This is a genomic window from Rhizobium sp. AC27/96 (genome assembly GCF_001692325.1).
GTDB lineage: Bacteria > Pseudomonadota > Alphaproteobacteria > Rhizobiales > Rhizobiaceae > Rhizobium.
Map to the genome: position 1 here is coordinate 1,205,534 of NZ_LXKN01000001.1, position 17,239 is coordinate 1,222,772.

Annotated in this window: 14 protein-coding genes; 6 read left to right on the forward strand and 8 right to left on the reverse strand. The window is 60.6% G+C overall.

Going from position 1 to position 17,239, the window contains the following annotated elements:
• Nucleotides 1-2: 2 nt before the first annotated feature.
• Nucleotides 3-803: a glutamate racemase gene (gene murI / locus A6U86_RS06135; protein WP_068387289.1), complete on the reverse strand. Its 801-nt coding sequence runs from the start codon at nt 801-803 to the stop codon at nt 3-5.
• Entirely contained in the window at nt 784-1,626 is an 843-nt protein-coding gene (locus tag A6U86_RS06140) for an RNA methyltransferase (RefSeq protein WP_068387292.1), read from the reverse strand. The genes murI and A6U86_RS06140 overlap by 20 nt, the downstream gene beginning before the upstream one ends.
• A 312-nt stretch (nt 1,627-1,938) precedes the next feature.
• On the opposite strand from A6U86_RS06140, the gene A6U86_RS06145 reads away from it, so the two are divergent.
• Complete coding sequence (locus A6U86_RS06145; RefSeq protein ID WP_141683643.1) at nt 1,939-2,223, forward strand: hypothetical protein; 285 nt, start codon at nt 1,939-1,941, stop codon at nt 2,221-2,223.
• On the opposite strand, the gene A6U86_RS06150 is transcribed toward A6U86_RS06145, so the two are convergent.
• A complete protein-coding gene (locus tag A6U86_RS06150; protein ID WP_141683647.1) occupies nt 2,224-2,742 on the reverse strand; it encodes a hypothetical protein in 519 nt (172 codons plus the stop codon).
• Between the two features lie 285 nt (nt 2,743-3,027).
• Here A6U86_RS06150 and A6U86_RS06155 point away from each other — a divergent pair, with 285 nt between their 5' ends.
• Entirely contained in the window at nt 3,028-4,242 is a 1,215-nt protein-coding gene (locus A6U86_RS06155; RefSeq protein WP_068387297.1) for an NADP-dependent isocitrate dehydrogenase, read from the forward strand.
• Between the two features lie 118 nt (nt 4,243-4,360).
• Nucleotides 4,361-4,987 carry a glutathione S-transferase family protein gene (locus tag A6U86_RS06160; protein ID WP_068387300.1) on the forward strand — a complete coding sequence of 209 codons (627 nt, stop codon included), beginning with the start codon at nt 4,361-4,363 and terminating at the stop codon, nt 4,985-4,987.
• 45 nt (nt 4,988-5,032) lie between these two features.
• Here the strand turns inward: A6U86_RS06160 and A6U86_RS06165 are convergent, their stop codons facing one another.
• The 3 genes from A6U86_RS06165 to recA all read right to left on the reverse strand — a co-directional run bounded on the left by A6U86_RS06165 (nt 5,033) and on the right by recA (nt 9,939).
• The gene (locus A6U86_RS06165) at nt 5,033-5,884 is read right to left on the reverse strand and encodes a GyrI-like domain-containing protein (RefSeq protein WP_068387302.1); all 852 of its coding nucleotides are present in this window, start codon (nt 5,882-5,884) and stop codon (nt 5,033-5,035) included.
• Between the two features lie 136 nt (nt 5,885-6,020).
• Nucleotides 6,021-8,681: an alanine--tRNA ligase gene (alaS, locus tag A6U86_RS06170; protein WP_068387305.1), complete on the reverse strand. Its 2,661-nt coding sequence runs from the start codon at nt 8,679-8,681 to the stop codon at nt 6,021-6,023.
• A 172-nt stretch (nt 8,682-8,853) separates the two neighbouring features.
• Nucleotides 8,854-9,939, reverse strand: a complete 1,086-nt coding sequence (gene recA, locus A6U86_RS06175) for a recombinase RecA (protein WP_068387308.1) — start codon at nt 9,937-9,939, stop codon at nt 8,854-8,856.
• A gap of 239 nt (nt 9,940-10,178) precedes the next feature.
• On the opposite strand from recA, the gene A6U86_RS06180 reads away from it, so the two are divergent.
• Together A6U86_RS06180 and A6U86_RS06185 are read left to right on the forward strand one after the other, a co-directional pair.
• Complete coding sequence (locus A6U86_RS06180) at nt 10,179-11,123, forward strand: carbohydrate kinase family protein (protein ID WP_068387312.1); 945 nt, start codon at nt 10,179-10,181, stop codon at nt 11,121-11,123.
• A gap of 46 nt (nt 11,124-11,169) precedes the next feature.
• Nucleotides 11,170-12,096, forward strand: coding sequence for a pseudouridine-5'-phosphate glycosidase (locus A6U86_RS06185; protein WP_068387315.1), 927 nt, complete (start codon nt 11,170-11,172; stop codon nt 12,094-12,096).
• Between the two features lie 17 nt (nt 12,097-12,113).
• On the opposite strand, the gene trpS is transcribed toward A6U86_RS06185, so the two are convergent.
• Nucleotides 12,114-13,133: a tryptophan--tRNA ligase gene (trpS, locus tag A6U86_RS06190; protein WP_068387997.1), complete on the reverse strand. Its 1,020-nt coding sequence runs from the start codon at nt 13,131-13,133 to the stop codon at nt 12,114-12,116.
• A gap of 215 nt (nt 13,134-13,348) precedes the next feature.
• Nucleotides 13,349-15,964, reverse strand: coding sequence for a cell cycle histidine kinase CckA (gene cckA / locus A6U86_RS06195; RefSeq protein ID WP_068387318.1), 2,616 nt, complete (start codon nt 15,962-15,964; stop codon nt 13,349-13,351).
• 290 nt (nt 15,965-16,254) lie between these two features.
• Between cckA and A6U86_RS06200 the strand changes: the two genes are divergently transcribed.
• A complete protein-coding gene (locus A6U86_RS06200; RefSeq protein ID WP_068387321.1) occupies nt 16,255-17,157 on the forward strand; it encodes a flagellar biosynthetic protein FliO in 903 nt (300 codons plus the stop codon).
• The last annotated feature ends 82 nt before the right edge of the window (nt 17,158-17,239 follow it).

Here is a 17,239-nt window from a genome sequence, read left to right on the forward strand (position 1 = left end):
CATCAAGCCTTCAGTCCAAAACCCTGCATCAACCGCCGGGTCGGGAAATCCGGCGCGCCGGAGGTGAACATTGCAAAGTCGAAATTATCGGGATGAACGGCGTCCGCCACCTGCGGCACCAGGCTGCGCGCACGCCTCGCAATTGCCTCAGCGGGATCCAGCCAGTCGACAGGCCATGGCGCCAGCCGGCGGAAGATATTCGCCATGAACGGATAATGCGTGCAGGCCAGCACGACGATGTCGGTCTTGCGGCCATCCATCTCGACGAAACATTGATTGATTTCGGCGAGCACTGCTTCGTCGGACACCGCGTCGCCGCGGATATAGGCTTCCGCCAGACGAGCCAGATTTTCCGATCCCACAAGCCGGACATGGCACTGGGTGGCGAAAGACTGGATCAGGTCGCGGGTGTAGGCGCGCTTCACGGTGCCCGGTGTCGCCAGCACAGAGACCAGACCTGAGCGGGTGCGCTCCGCCGCCGGCTTGATCGCCGGGACCGTTCCGACAAACGTCATCGTTGGAAAGGCTGCCCTCAGATCGGCGCCGACAAGCGTGAAAGCCGTATTGCAGGCGATGATGCAGACTTCAGGATCATATTGCAGAAGCAGCTTGGCAAAGAGACCGACGATGCGCTCCTTCAGCGCCTGCTCCTCCCAGCCACCATAGGGAAAACCGGCATCGTCGGCGACATAGATAAAACCGCGCTCTGGCATCAGAACCCGCGCCTCACGCAAGACGGTAAGCCCGCCAATACCGGAGTCGAAGACCAGGACCGGTTTCAGCTCATTCGCCGCTGCTGTCATCGTTCTTGGTTTCCTTGGTCGTTTTGGAGGACCGGGGATGCGAGCCGCTGCCGCGAGGAGCATTCCGCGTAAAACGGTCGAGGGACGAGATCACGCCGCGCAGCACGCTGATTTCCTGTTCGGTAAACGCCCTGCGCGACAGGACAGCTCGGAGATTGTCGACCATTTTCGGCTTTTTCCCGGCAGGATGGAAATAATTGCGGGCATCCAAAGCCTCCTCGAGCTGGTCGAACAGGCCAAAGAGCTGATCCTTCGTGGAAGGCCGCTGCTCGATGGCCTGGAAAGGCACCTCGGCAACGTCCTCCATACCCGACTTCATCCACTCGTAGGACATCAACAGCACGGCCTGGGCGATATTCAGTGACGCAAAGGCCGGATTGACCGGAAAGGTCACGATCTCGTCAGCCAGCGCCACTTCCTCATTCGTCAGACCCCATCGCTCGCGCCCGAAGAGGATACCGGTGCCCTCGCCGGCCTTGAACCGCGCACGAAGCGTCTCCGCAGCCACCACAGGCGAGCAGACGGGCTTGTAGCCATCGCGCTCGCGTGCCGTCGTCGCATAGACGAAATTCAGATCGGCGATTGCCTCCTCCAGCGTATCGTAGACCTTCGTCGCCTCGATGATGTGATCCGCCTTGGAGGCAGTCGCCTGTGCCCGCTCGTTCGGCCAGCCGTCGCGCGGATTGACGAGGCGGAGCTCTGCAAGACCGAAATTCGCCATGGCCCGCGCCACCATGCCGATATTCTCGCCCATCTGCGGCTCGACCAGAATGACGGCCGGCCCTTCGGCCAGAAGTTTACGCTCGCTATTCGTGCCTGCCATGACGCTTTATCTCCGCGCGCGAACCTTAATCACGCAAATCACGGTCGGAATAACGAGAGAGGCGGCAATCGGCAAGGCTTTTGAGTGTCCCGTTCGGCACCTCAAGTCAATTGTCATTTAACGAGCGCTTACATATGGTCTACGGCAATCCATAGCTGCGAAATGATCGAGGCGTGAATGAAGACGGTGCGAATTCCACCAAGGTTGGCGGCTGGGGTCGCCCTTGCGCCGTTGCCTTCAGCAGCCATAGCGGCGCTCCTCCTGAGACGGGGACTGGAAGATTACATATCGATATGGGAGGCCATTTTGCCCTTGGCCGCGATTGGTTATGCGATTGCGTTCAGCCTGGGGCTCCCCATCCATTTTGCTCTGTTTCTAAGAGGATGGACAAAAATCGGCCACTACACCGCCGCAGGCGCAATTTTAGGGGCGGCAGTGCTCTTTTCCATGTTCATTATTGGAGGCAATATAAGCACCATCAGAGCCGACGAATACACGCTTCTGGCTCTAGCTACGGCAGTGGGATCTGTAGGGCTCGCTGCCACCACATTCTGGCTCATAGTCCGGCCGGACAAAAATGGCTTCAGCACAAACTGACTATTGCGGGTTGGCCGGCTTCTGCTGATCGGAAGGTTGTTGCTGCTGCTTGACGAGATCCTGCATGACCGATTTCAGCGAGCTCGGGCTGCCATTATCGTCGTTCGTGACGATGTCGTCGATGACGGGCCTTCCGGCCTCCTGGATGACTTCGAAACGCACAGTAGTCGTCTTCTGATAATCGGCATCGGTGCCCATGCAGGTGGACTTTTTGAAGGTCGCCAGCACCTCGGTCACATTGCCCTTTGGTGGCTGGGCAGCCAGCTTCACCTCTTCCAGCGGACAGGCGTCCTGAGCATTGACGATGACATCATAGTCGAACGGCGAAATGCCATCCTCGTCGGCCGCGGGAAACTGAGCTGCCGCCTGATATTTCGCAGCGAAATCCTTGCTGTAGTCTTCCTTGAGCCTGCTTTCGTCGAAAATATCCTGCCAGTCGCTGTCGCCGCCGGCCCAGTTGGAGACGGTCGCATCCATGATGACCTTGACCGGGGCCGTCGCATCGGCTGCGAGCGCCATCTGGGCGCCCAGGGAAAATTGAAAGAGCGTAAAGGCAAGTGCGGAGACAGCAAATTTCTGCATGATATGATTCCGTTGCGGCAGGCAAAACACCGGCGACATTAGACCCATCGAATGCTTTGGCAATGGCCCGCTCGTAAAAAGCAGGTGATCCGGCGAATGATCAAAAACGCGATGTCGAGGGCTCTATCGGCTTTGCGTTCCGGGCTTGCGGTGTTATAGCGCTCGGGACTTCACATTCACCACAGGACCATCCGGTCCCATCAGCTTAAACGAGGCAGAAGTATGAAGAAGATCAAGGTCGCTAACCCCGTTGCCGATCTCGATGGCGACGAAATGACTCGCATCATCTGGCAGTTTATCAAAGACAAACTGATCTACCCCTACCTCGATATCGATATCGACTATTACGACCTCTCGGTCGAGAACCGCGATGCGACCAACGACCAGGTCACTGTCGATGCCGCCAACGCCATCAAGAAGCACGGCGTCGGCATCAAGTGCGCGACGATCACGCCGGACGAAGACCGCGTCAAGGAATTCAACCTCAAGCAGATGTGGAAGAGCCCGAACGGCACGATCCGCAACATTCTCGGCGGCGTCATCTTCCGCGAGCCCATCATCTGCAAGAACGTACCGCGCCTGGTTCCGGGCTGGACCAAGCCGATCGTCGTCGGCCGTCACGCTTTCGGTGACCAGTACCGCGCGACCGATTTCAAGTTCCCCGGCAAGGGCAAGCTGACCATCAAGTTCGTCGGCGAAGACGGCACGGTCATTGAAAAGGACGTCTTCGACGCTCCTGGCGCCGGCGTTGCCATGGCCATGTACAACCTCGACGAATCGATCCGCGAATTCGCCCGCGCCTCGATGATGTACGGCCTGATGCGCAAGTGGCCGGTCTACCTGTCGACGAAGAACACCATCCTCAAGGCCTATGACGGCCGCTTCAAGGACATCTTCGAAGAAGTCTACCAGAGCGAGTTCAAGGCGAAGTTCGACGAAATCGGCATCACTTACGAACACCGCCTGATCGACGACATGGTCGCCTCCGCTCTGAAGTGGTCCGGCGGTTACGTCTGGGCTTGCAAGAACTACGATGGCGACGTCCAGTCCGACACGGTTGCACAGGGCTTCGGCTCGCTCGGCCTGATGACCTCGGTTCTCTTGACGCCGGATGGCAAGACGGTTGAAGCCGAAGCCGCACACGGCACGGTGACCCGACACTACCGCCAGCACCAGAAGGGCCAGGAAACCTCGACGAACTCGATCGCTTCGATCTTCGCCTGGACCCGTGGTCTCGCCCATCGCGCCAAGCTCGACGACAATGCCGAACTGGCCAAGTTTGCCGCCACGCTCGAAACCGTCTGCGTCGATACCGTCGAAGCCGGCTTCATGACCAAGGATCTGGCCCTGCTCATCGGCCCGGATCAGCCTTGGCTGTCGACCACCGCCTTCCTCGACAAGATCGACGAAAACCTCCAGAAGGCCATGGCTGCCTAAGCCTCGCCGAGATTGGAACTAGCGAAAACCCGGCCTCAGCGCCGGGTTTTCTTTTGCCGGAAATCTTGCCGCCGGCGTCGTGTAGTGGCAAGAATGCGACCAACAAAGGGAGAGAGAGATGGCCGAAGAACTCGTTTTCTATACCAATCCCATGTCGCGCGGGCGCATCGCCCGCTGGATGCTGGAGGAGACCGGCCAGCCCTATCGCACCGAATATCTCGACTATGGCACGACGATGAAGGCGCCCGAATATCTCTCGGTGAACCCAATGGGCAAGGTGCCGGCCATCAGGCATGGCAATACCATCGTCACCGAAGGTGCGGCCATCTGTGCCTATCTGGCAGAAACCTTTCCGCAAGCCGGCCTTGCGCCGACGGCAGCCGAACGCGGCCGCTATTTCCGCTGGATGTTCTTTGCCGCCGGTCCATTCGAGATGGCGGTCACCAATCGTGCGCTTGGCTTCGAAGTGCCGCCGGAACGCCTGCGCATGGCCGGCTGCGGCAGCTTCACAAATGTGCTCGACACCATCGAGCACGCGATCACGACCTCGCCCTTCATCGCCGGCGACCGCTTTACGGCCGCCGACGTCTATGTCGGCTCGCATGTCGGCTATGGGCTGAATTTCGGGACGATCGAAAAGCGCCCGGCCTTCATCGACTATTGGAGCCGTGTAAGCGACCGCGACGCCTACCGCCGTGGCAACGACATCGACAATGCAGCGATGCCAAAGAAGCCGAATCCCTGAGACGGCAGTTGTTTATGCCGATTTACTCATAAAAGACGGCACCCGCTATTGCAGCGGCATGTAGATGTCGGTCAACAGCTCCGTGGGCGGCACGTCGCGCGGATTGTTGATATATTCCTCGAACATGACCGTATCGCGCAGCTGTCGGCCCGATGCCGGCAGCCATTGCGCATAGAGCCATTGATAGGCCTTGTGCATGTTTGCGTAGGGGCCCTTGTGGCGCAGCACGGCATATTCGCCGCCATCGAGCGCGCGCCGCTCCAACGGCGCCTCGGCCGTCATTCCCTCGCCGGCGGTGACGCAGGCGACGGAGCGCAGCTTGTCAGCCTCGACGACATCGGGATCGTCGAGATAGACGCCGATCATGCGCATGTCCGGCCCGGCAAGGCCGCGGGCAAAGATGGTGCCGAACAGGGTTTCGAAAGCTTGGCCGATCTGCATGTAGGAGCCGCGATGGGCGACACCGACGAGTGACATAGGCGAAATGGTGCGAAGCGTAACGTCGAACATGACAGTGATCCTTCCTTGGGTGCTGGGTTCGAAGATCGTATGGCTTCCCTCATTCCGATATCGCGCCGGCGGCATGCCGTAGACGGATCTGAAGATGCGGTTGAACGATTGGAGGTTGGGATAGCCCGACCGCTTTGCAATGTCGCTGATGGATAGACGGGTGTTGACGAGATCGCCGGCGGCACGATGCAGCCGCAGCCGCTTGACCGTGGCCGCAGCCGTCTCGCCATAGATTGCCCGATAGATCCTGTGCCAGTGATAGCTGGACATGCAGGCGATTTCGGCGAGCTTTTCCATATCGAGCTCTTCATCCAGATGCTCATGGATATAGGCCGAAACCCGGCGCAACCGGGTCTCGTAAAGCGTCCACGCCGTTCCACCATTCATGTCAAACCTCTTGCAAACCGATCGGCCCGACAAGACCATAACCCGATTTGACAAATCCTGCGGAGTTGCCCGCACAAAGAAAAATGGCGGACACCGAAGCATCCGCCATTTTAGTCAGAAATATAAAATCAGCGAATTAGCCGGCGAGAGCTGCAGCAACCGCCTCAAGTGCCTCGTCGGCCTTGGCACCATCGGGGCCGCCGGCCTGCGCCATGTCGGGACGACCACCGCCGCCCTTGCCGCCGAGAGCAGCTGAGGCAACGCGCACGAGATCGACGGCGCTTACGCGGCCGATCAGGTCTTCGGTGACGGCCACGACCGCGCTGGCCTTGCCGTCTTCCGAGACGCCGATCAACGCCACGACGCCGGAGCCGAGGCTGACCTTGGCTTCATCCGCCAGACCCTTGAGATCCTTGGGATCGACGCCGGAAATGGCCTTGCCGAGGAATTTGACGCCATTGACCTCGCGAACCGCATCGGCAGAACCGGCCTGGCCGCCGCCCATGGCGAGTTTGCGCTTGGCATCGGCCAATTCACGCTCCAGCTTGCGGCGCTCGTCCATCAGGGCTTCGACGCGGGAAACGACATCGGCCGGCTGGACCTTCAGCGTTGAGGCGAGGTTCTTCACGCGCTCGTCCTGCTCGGCAAGATAGCTACGCGCGGATTCGCCGGTGACAGCTTCGATACGGCGCACGCCGGCGCCAACGGCGCTATCGCCAAGGATGCGGACGAGGCCGATCTGCCCGGTGGCGGAGACATGCGTGCCGCCGCAAAGCTCGATGGAGTAGGGCTTGCCGGCCTTGCTGCCATGCACGCCCTGCCCCATGGACACCACGCGCACTTCGTCGCCATACTTCTCGCCGAACAGTGCCATCGCGCCTTCGGCAATCGCGTCGTCGACGCTCATGAGGCGGGTCGTAACCGAAGAATTCTGCAGCACGATCTCGTTCGCCATCTCTTCGACGACCTTCAGCTCCTCGGCCGTCATCGGCTTTGGATGGGAAACGTCGAAGCGCAGGCGCTCGGGCGCAACCAGCGAGCCCTTCTGCGCGACGTGGGTACCCAGCACTTCGCGCAGGGCTTCATGCAGCAGATGGGTGGCGGAATGGTTGGCGCGCAGGCGCGAGCGTCTTGCGTGATCGACCGTCAGCACCACGGCGTCGCCAACCTTGATCGTACCGTCGGAAACCTCGGCGATATGGACGAAAAGGCCCTCGCCTTTCTTCTGGGTGTCACCCACCGCCAGCTTGCCGCTGTCGCCGGAGATGACGCCGGTATCACCCATCTGACCGCCGGATTCGCCATAGAATGGCGTCTGGTTCACGATGATCTGCACCTTGTCGCCAGCCGAAGCGCTGTCGACAGCGGCACCATCCTTAACGATCGCCTGGATAACGCCTTCGGCTGATTCCGTGTCGTAGCCGAGGAATTCGGTCGCGCCGTTCTTTTCCTTGAGCTCGAACCAGATGGTTTCGGTCGCCTTGTCGCCGGAGCCAGTCCAGTGCGAGCGTGCTTCGGCCTTCTGCCGCTCCATCGCATCGGTGAAGCTGGAGATATCGACGCCGATGCCGCGGGCGCGCAAGGCGTCCTGCGTCAGGTCCAGCGGGAAGCCATAGGTGTCGTAGAGCTTGAAGGCAGTTTCGCCATCCAGGCTATCGCCCTTGTGCAGCTCCGAGGTAGCGTCGTTCAGCAACGAGAGGCCGCGTTCCAGCGTCTTGCGGAAACGTGTTTCCTCAAGCTTCAGCGTCTCTGAAGTCAACGCCTCGGCGCGCACCAGCTCTGGATAGGCGCGGCCCATCTGCTGGACCAGCGCCGGCAGCAGCCGCCACATCAACGGTTCCTTGGCACCCAGCAGCTGTGCGTGACGCATGGCGCGGCGCATGATGCGGCGAAGCACGTAGCCGCGGCCTTCATTCGACGGCAGAACGCCATCGGCAATCAGGAAGGCGGAAGAGCGAAGGTGGTCGGCAATGACACGATGGCTGGCGCGATGCTCGCCCTCGGCCTTTACGCCTGTCGCCTCCTCAGAGGCCTCAATCAGCGCGCGGAACAGGTCGATATCGTAATTGTCGTGCTTGCCCTGCAGAACCGCGGCAACGCGCTCGAGGCCCATGCCGGTGTCGATCGACGGGCGCGGCAGGTCGACCCGCTCCTGCTTGGTGATCTGCTCGAACTGCATGAAGACGAGGTTCCAGATCTCGATGAAACGATCACCGTCTTCTTCCGGAGAGCCCGGAGGGCCGCCCCAGATATGGTCGCCATGGTCGTAGAAAATTTCCGAACAGGGACCGCAGGGACCAGTATCGCCCATCGCCCAGAAATTATCGCTGGTGGGGATGCGGATGATCTTGTCGTCCGAAAGGCCGGCGATCTTCTTCCAGAGGTTAAAGGCGTCGTCATCGGTGTGATAGACCGTGACCAGCAGGCGCTTGGCGTCGAGCCCGAATTCCTTGGTGATCAGGTTCCAGGCAAGCTCGATGGCCCGCTCCTTGAAATAATCGCCAAAGGAAAAATTGCCGAGCATTTCGAAGAAGGTGTGATGGCGGGCCGTATAGCCGACGTTGTCGAGGTCGTTGTGCTTGCCGCCGGCGCGCACGCATTTCTGCGCCGTCGAAGCCGTCTTGTAGGGACGCTGCTCCAGGCCGGTGAACACGTTTTTGAACTGCACCATGCCGGCATTGGTAAACATCAATGTCGGATCGTTGCGCGGTACGAGCGGGCTCGACGGCACGATCTCGTGGCCGTTTTTCTTAAAATAGTCGAGGAAGGTCGACCGGATTTCATTCACACCGCTCATATGGGGCCCTTCAGTACTGCGCTCGGCAACTTGCATCAAAGTCAGTGGCTTTTATCGTTCGCTCCCGCCCCTGTCCAGCCGCACAAACAAAACCGGCCGCACATCCCTTGGACAATGCGGCCGGTTTCGGTTTTCGGTCGTAAATCAAAGCCTGGATCGGCCCGCTAAACCGCTATTCAGCGGCGGCATCGCTATCATCGGCATCCGGACCGCCATTCTGCAGGAAGCGATCGGCGATGAGGCCGGCATTCTGGCGCAGTGACTGTTCGATCTCGCGGGCGAGATCCGGATTGTCGCGCAGGAAGAGCTTCGCATTCTCGCGGCCCTGGCCAAGGCGTTGGCTGTTGTAGGAGAACCAGGCGCCGGATTTCTCGACGATGCCGGCCTTGACGCCGAGATCGACCAGTTCACCGGTCTTGGAAACGCCTTCGCCATACATGATGTCGAATTCGACCTGCTTGAAGGGAGGCGCCATCTTGTTCTTGACAACCTTGACGCGCGTCTGGTTGCCGATGACCTCTTCACGCTCCTTGACCGCGCCGATGCGGCGGATATCGAGGCGAACCGAGGCATAGAACTTCAGCGCGTTACCGCCGGTCGTCGTTTCCGGCGAGCCGAACATGACGCCGATCTTCATGCGGATCTGGTTGATGAAGATCACCATGGTCTTGGACTTCGAGATCGAAGCCGTAAGCTTGCGCAGCGCCTGGCTCATCAGACGAGCCTGCAGGCCCGGCAGGCTGTCGCCCATTTCGCCTTCGATTTCGGCGCGCGGCGTCAAGGCAGCAACCGAGTCGACGACGAGAACGTCGACGGCGCCGGAGCGCACCAGCGTGTCGGTGATTTCAAGCGCCTGCTCGCCGGTATCCGGCTGCGAAATCAGAAGGTTCTGCAAATCGACGCCCAGCTTGCGGGCATAGACCGGATCGAGCGCATGTTCGGCGTCGACAAAGGCGCAGATGCCACCCTTCTTCTGGGCCTCTGCAATGGTCTGCAGCGCCAGCGTCGTCTTACCCGAGCTTTCCGGCCCGTAGATTTCGATGATGCGCCCCTTCGGCAAGCCGCCAATGCCAAGGGCAATATCAAGGCTCAGCGAGCCCGTGGAAACCGTTTCGATTTCAACCACGTTCTCGTTGGAACCGAGCTTCATGATCGAGCCCTTGCCGAACGACCGCTCAATTTGAGAGAGTGCCGCTTCAAGTGCCTTGCTTTTATCCACCGATTTGTCCTCTACAAGCCGCAAAGAATTCTGAGACATTCGATCCACCTTTAGGTTATTGAAGCCGCTCTAGCAATGTCGCCGCCGATGAGAATTGTGTACTCTATTTGTTCTCTTTTCACAAGAGCACAACAAGCGATTGAAAGAAAAAGATAAAATGAATTCCGTTCTACTTTTGTTTTCTCCTTTCTTCCCAGACACTTACCCACCGGAGGCAATGGGTTCCAGCATGTTGGCGACCGGCCCGATTCGCCTTTTTGATCGCTGAGGAAAACCATATGGCGAAGAAGATTCTCGTTCTTGGCGGCGCGCATGTCGACCGTCGCGGCCGCATCTTCGGCGAGACGGCGCCGGGCGCCAGCAATCCGGGAGCATGGTTCGAGGAGCCGGGCGGCGGCGGCTTCAATGCGGCCCGCAATCTTGCCCGTCTCGGCTTCAATGTCCGGCTGATCTCCCCCCGAGGCGGCGACCCCTCGGGCGAGATGGTCGCGGAGGCCGCCAGCCATGCCGGCATCGAGGATACGCCCTTCGTCTTCCTCGACCGCAAGACGCCGAGCTACACCGCGATCCTCGAACGCGACGGCAATCTGGTGATCGCGCTTGCCGATATGGAACTCTATCAGCTGTTCGTGCCCAGGCGGCTGGCGATTCGCGCCGTTCGCGATGCATTCGAGGCGACGGACCTTGTTCTTTGCGATGCCAACCTGCCGGCCGAAACCTTGGGCGCGATTGCCGCAAGGGCGTCTGCCTGCCGCAAGCCCGTCGCCGCCATCGCGATCTCACCGGCCAAGGTTATCAGGTTGAAGCCGAGCCTTGCCGGCATCGATCATCTTTTTCTCAATGAAGCCGAGGCCGCGGCGCTCACCGAGAGCCGTCCGGACGATCCTCTGGAATGGGTCAGCGGATTGCGCGCGCTCGGTCTGCGCAACGGCGTCATTACCCGTGGCAAGCGCGAGCTGATCGCGTTTTCGCGTGATGCCGTCGTCAGCCTGCAGCCGCCCATCGTCGAAGATGTCGCCGATGTCACCGGTGCGGGAGATTCCCTTGCGGCCGGCGTTTTATCCGCGCTGCTCGCCGGACACGATCTGGCCGAAGCTGTCCGCCACGGTGTAGCCGCAGCCGCGATCACGGTGCAGTCGCCCTTGGCCACGGCTGAAAATCTCTCGCCCGAGCTTCTAAAGTCGATGTTGGCCCTTGTTCCCGAGGTCGCTATTCTGTCATGAAGCTCGCTTCACTAGCCTATCCTGTTTCAGTCAATTGGACACGACAATGACCAAGCCTATCTCGCCACTGCTTCCGATCGCCTATTCGAAGGAAGTCGCCGCCGCCAAGATGCGCGGCGCGCCGCTCGTCGCGCTGGAATCGACCATCATCACCCATGGCATGCCCTACCCCGGCAATATCGAGATGGCACGCAGCGTCGAGGCGATCATTCGCCAGGAAGGCGCGGTTCCGGCAACCATCGCCGTTATCCACGGCACGCTGCATATCGGTCTTGAGCCGGAAGAACTGGAAGCCCTTGCCAAGACAGAAGGCGCCATGAAGGTGTCGCGTGCCGATCTCGCCTTCGCGATCGCCGAGCGCCGCACCGGTGCGACCACGGTCGCCGCCACGATGATTGCGGCTGCCCGCGCCGGCATCAAGGTTTTCGCGACAGGCGGCATTGGTGGCGTCCATCGCGGTGCAGAAGAAAGCTTCGATATTTCGGCCGACCTTGAAGAGCTTTCCCGCACCGGCGTCATCGTCGTCTGCGCCGGGGCCAAGGCGATCCTCGATATTCCGAAGACGCTGGAAGTTCTGGAAACCCGCGGCGTGCCCGTCGTCACCTATGGCAGCGCCGAATTCCCGGCCTTCTGGTCGCGTTCCTCCGGCCTGCCGAGCCCGCTGACGCTCAATAGCCCGGCCGCAATCGCCAATTTCCAGACGACCCGCGAACAGCTCGGCATCGATGGCGGCATGCTGATCGCCAATCCGGTGCCGGAAGCCGACGAAATTCCGAGCGAGGAAATGGAAATCTACATCCAGCGCGCCCTCGACAGTGCCGAGCGCGACGAGATCGCCGGCAAAGCCGTGACCCCGTATCTGCTCAGCACCATCTTCGACATTACCGATGGCCGCAGCCTCAAGACCAACATCGCTCTCGTCGAGAACAATGCACGTCTCGGTGCCGAAATCGCCGTCGCTCTGGCGGAATAAACAAAGCCGCAGCCGCCCTAGGTCAATGTGAAAAGGCCAAGGGCGGCCCGCAATTCGGCATGGGTTGCCTCCGTCCTCTCCCTTGCCTTGAGGCTCCCCTCGCGCAATATGTCCAGTACATAGCCTGGCTCAGCGGCATATCGGGCGCGGCGCTCGCGGATCGGCGCAAGCAACGCCTGTAGAATATCTTCCAGATATCTCTTGACGGTGACATCACCCAACCCACCCCGCCGATACCGCTCCTTCAAGTCGTCCACGAGCTGCCGATCCTCGCAGAAGGCGTCGAAATAGATAAAGACAACATTTCCCTCGATCTTGCCGGGATCGCTGGCACGCAGGTGCGTGGGATCGGTATACATGCGCCGCACGGCATCGGTTATTTCGTCTGGCAATGCCGAAAGCGGAATCGCATTCCCCTGCGATTTGCTCATCTTCGCCTTGCCATCGACACCGGGCAGCCGGCCCACGGCGGGTATCATGGCCTCGGCTTCGACAAGAATATCGCGACCGACCTGCCGGTTGAGACGGCGGACGATCTCGTTGGTCTGCTCGATTAGCGGCGCCTGATCCTCGCCCACGGGCACGACCGTCGCCCTGAAGGCGGTGATATCGGCCGCCTGGGCCACCGGATAGCAGAGGAAACCAGCGGGCACGTCACGCTCGAAGCCACGCAGCTGGATTTCGGTCTTGATCGTCGGATTGCGCTCCAGACGGCTGACCGTCACGAAATTCAGATAGAGCAGCGTCAGTTCCGCCAGTGCCGGCAGCGCGGACTGCAGGCAGATCGTCGTCTCCAACGGATCGATGCCGACGGCAAGATAGTCGAAGGCGACTTCGAGAACATTGCGGCGGACTTTTACCGGATCATGGGCATTGTCGGTCAACGCCTGTGTATCCGCCAGCAACAGAAATTGCCGGTGAGAGCGCTGAAGTGCGACGCGGCTCTTCAGCGATCCGACGTAGTGACCGAGATGGAGAGGACCCGTGGTCCTGTCGCCCGTCAATATGACGGGACGTGTATCGATAGGGGAAGACATTTTTGCTCCGTAAAGGGAGCCGCCGCCATCGGGAAGGAAAAGGGAAATGACCATGCCTGCCGGATCACGGCGGCAAGGGTCGATTTCGTAAAATGACGACTGCCGCTCCTAGAAGGAGCGCCACCACATTTGGCAAATGGGCTTGGCAAGGTCGATCATGCGCGGTTGATATCACCGATGCGACGGCATCGGCAATATCGACCGGGAAAATTCGCCTATCGGTCCAGCGTCTCCCGCACAACGACCGCCAGCTGCTTCAGCGAGAAAGGCTTCGGCAGGAAGCCGAACTGTGCGTCGGCCGGCAGATTGCGGGCAAACGCATCTTCCGCATAGCCAGAAACGAAGATGAACTTCATATCCGGATATTTCTTGCGCAGCTCACGCAATAGCGACGGGCCGTCCATTTCCGGCATGACGACGTCGGAGACGACGACGTCGACCTGACCGTCAAGCTCGTCCATGATTTCCAACGCCTCGACACCCGAACCCGCCTCATAGACGGTATAGCCGCGTGTCTCTAGCATGCGCTTGCCGCCGCGACGCACGGCTTCCTCGTCCTCGACCAGCAGCACGACGGCAGACTTGCCGGTCAGATCCGCCGGCTCTTCAGCCGGTGTCGCCGTTGCGACGCTCTGATCCATCGCCGTAACGCCACGGCTTTCCGCTGCCTTTGCTTCGGCCGCGACAGCCGGGTCGACCATGTGGCGCGGCAGGAAAATGCGGAACGTCGTTCCCTTGCCGACTTCCGACTCCGGATTGATGTAGCCGCCCGATTGCTTGATGATGCCATAGACCATCGCCAGGCCGAGGCCCGTGCCCTTGCCTACTTCCTTTGTGGTGAAGAAGGGCTCGAAGATCTTGTCCATGATTTCAGGCGCGATACCCGTACCGGTATCGTTGACCTCGACGAGAACCATATCCTCATGCGGCAGATAGGCATAGTTGAAGGCGCTGACATCCGCGGCCAGAAGATTGCGGGTGCGCAAGGTCAGCGTACCGCCGCCCGGCATGGCGTCGCGCGCATTGACGCAAAGGTTGATGAGAACCTGCTCGAACTGCGAAAGATCGGTTTTGACGGGCCAGAGGTCGCGGCCATAGTCGACATCCAGCTTGACATGCGTGCCCGATAGCAGCCTGTCCACGAGCATGCGGAGATCGCCGATCACGTCGGTCAGGTTGAGGATCGACGGCCGCATGGTCTGCTTGCGCGAGAAGGCGAGCAATTGCCGCACCAGCACAGCGGCACGATTGGCGTTGCGCTTGATTTCCATCAGATCCGCAAAGCTGGCGTCGGAAGGCCGTGCCTGCAGCAGCAGGTGATCCGAAGAGAGCAGGATTGCGGTCAATACGTTGTTGAAGTCATGCGCGATGCCGCCGGCAAGCGTGCCCACCGCGTTGAGCTTCTGCGTCTGCGCCATCTGCGTCTCGAGCGCCTTCTGCTCGGTCACTTCGACGGCATAAACGATCGCAGCCTCTTCCGGCGCTTCGTCGGTCTGGTCGATCACGGCGTTGATATAGAAGCGGAAATGCCGGGTGTCGTCCTTGGGATTGCGGGAATCGATCGGAGGAATATCGCCTTGCCTATCCTTGGCAGCCGCCAGCGCCTGATGCAGGCGCGAACGGTCGCTGTCGTTGACGACGGTCTCCAGAGCCGCGCCACGCTCGATATCGTCGCGCGACACCAGATCCGAGAAGAGCTTCAGGAACGGCGCATTGGTCCGCAGAATGCGGCCGGCGCCATCGACGGAAGCGATCGCCATCGGCGTATTGTTGAAGAACCGGCTGAAGCGCATCGCAGCCGCAGAAGCCGATTGCTCGGTGTCGCCGCCGTTCTGGCGTGTCAGGACGATGGTGCGGCTTTCGCCCGGGGCGCCATCGCGCATCGACGTGACGCTGTGGACGATCTGTACCGGCAGGCTCTGGCCATTCGAGCGCCTGAGATCGAGATCGAGCGTCACCGTCTTCTTCAATCCGGGCTCGGCCTGGACGGACTGGATCAGCGCCAGCCCTTCGCCGGCGACGAGATCGCGGATGGTCATCGACCCCGACACGAACTTGGTCAGGTCGAAGCCCAGCCACTCCGCCAGCGTCGCATTGAGATAGAAGATCTCGCCCTTGCGGCCGGCGGAGAAAAAGCCTGCCGGCGCGTGGTCGAGATAGTCGATCGCGTTCTGGAGCTCCTTGAAGAAGCGTTCCTGATCGTCGCGCTCTGAGGTGATATCCGTGATCTGCCAGATGTGCAGCGCCGTGCTGCCGCCCTGCTCCGGCTGCAATACCCGCGCTTTCAATCGATACCAATGGGCTGTCTGCCCGACTCCATTGAAAGGACCGAGCGGCTTCAGAAGCCGGAATTCTTCCGATCCTTCCTTGCCGTCGCGCAGGCCGTTGGCGAGGCGGTACAAGGCCTCGTTGGACTCGCGGTTGCGCGACAGCAACGTCTCCAGCGACTGCACTTCCGTCGCCTTGGTGGCGCCGGTCAGCCTGCCATAGGCGGCATTGGCATAGACGATGCGAGCCTTCTCGTCGGTAATCAGCGTTCCATCCGGATGGCTGTTCAGAAACGAGCGCGCCAGACTGTCGGATTGCGGCTGCGGCATGACCTCGACAAAGCCGATGATCGAGGAAACCAGGAAGAAGATGCCGACCATGGCGAGAATGCCCAGGCCACCGAGCACGGCTTCATTGTCGAGTTGGCTCTTGAACACGACGAACGCGGCGGCAGCGGCGACAAGCACCAGCGCAAGCAGCATGATGCGCAGCACAGTGCCGGAACGAACCCCGCGATCCACCAGCGGCACGCTATACTCGTCGGACGGACGCTGCTTCGTCATAAACCCCTCGTCTCCGCCGTTCTCCTCGCGACATGTCATACACGTTACGGCTCGCCGGAGTCGGACCTTTCGAATCTTCTTTAGCAATTTGCATCATCAGCAAAAAGCTTTGCCGGGCCAGAAAGGCTTGAATTCACAGGCAAGACAGCGCAACAGGCTACAATCGCATCTTGTATCCGCTATGATCCTGTCCATATGATCGCCGCATAGGAAGGCCAGGGTCGAAACATCTACCCTGGCGTAGTTGCGCGCGGGCCGCGACATCGGGGATAAATACGGAGTATCTCGACATGTTGGACGAAATCGCCGGAGCCTATGGCAGCCGTTTCTTTCTCGCAGCCGGCGGGGTTGGCATCGCCCTCCTCGTGCTGATCGGCATTCTTTGGGTCATGCGCAACCGGGCGCCGTCTCCCTTCGTGCGCGGTGGCAAGAATCGCCAGCCGCGCCTTCAGGTACTGGACGCAGCAGCCGTCGACGCACGTCGCCGTCTCGTGCTTGTCCGGCGCGATGGCGTCGAGCACCTGATCATGATCGGCGGCCCCACGGATATCGTCATCGAATCCGGTATCTCCGATCCCGCGCGGGCGGGAGCATCGACACCGCTCGAAAGCCCCACGGCACTCGAGGACCGACCGCAGTCACGGAAAAAGGTCGAGGAACTCGAAGGCCCTTTGGCCGCGCTTCCGCAACGCCCGCAGACCGTCGAAGACAAGGTCGAAGCCTATCTGCGCACAGAGCCAACCGTTGCTGCCACGCCAGCACCGGTAGCGCGCCCGGCCGAACTCTCCCCGCCCGTCGCTGCGCCGCCGCAGCGCGTGCAACCGCCCGCACCCGCAATTACCGAGGCGGAGGCCGCCGACATATTGGACGCCGCACGCCAGGTCGTCCTGTCGGCGCAACCGGCGCGCACAGCTCCCGTAGAGCCCAGCATTGAGACCCCGCGTCCGACCGAAACCGGCAACGACTTCCAGCGCGTTCTGGAAGCGGAAATGTCGAAGAACCTGACGGCGGAACGGATCATTCCAAACATTGCCCCGCAGCGCCAGGTCCAGCAGCAGCCGGCCCCATCTCAGGCTCCAGCCCCGGCGCAGCGCGTCGACCCCGAACTTGCCCCGATGACGGGAGCTGACAGCGCGCTTCAGAAGGAAGTGGCTCGTATCTTCGGTGAAATGAGCGTCAGCCGCGACAAATAATGCGCGGCAGAAAACGCGGCCGAATCAAAAAGGCACGACGCATATGACGTCGTGCCTTTTTGTTTATAGGTTCCAATCGAAA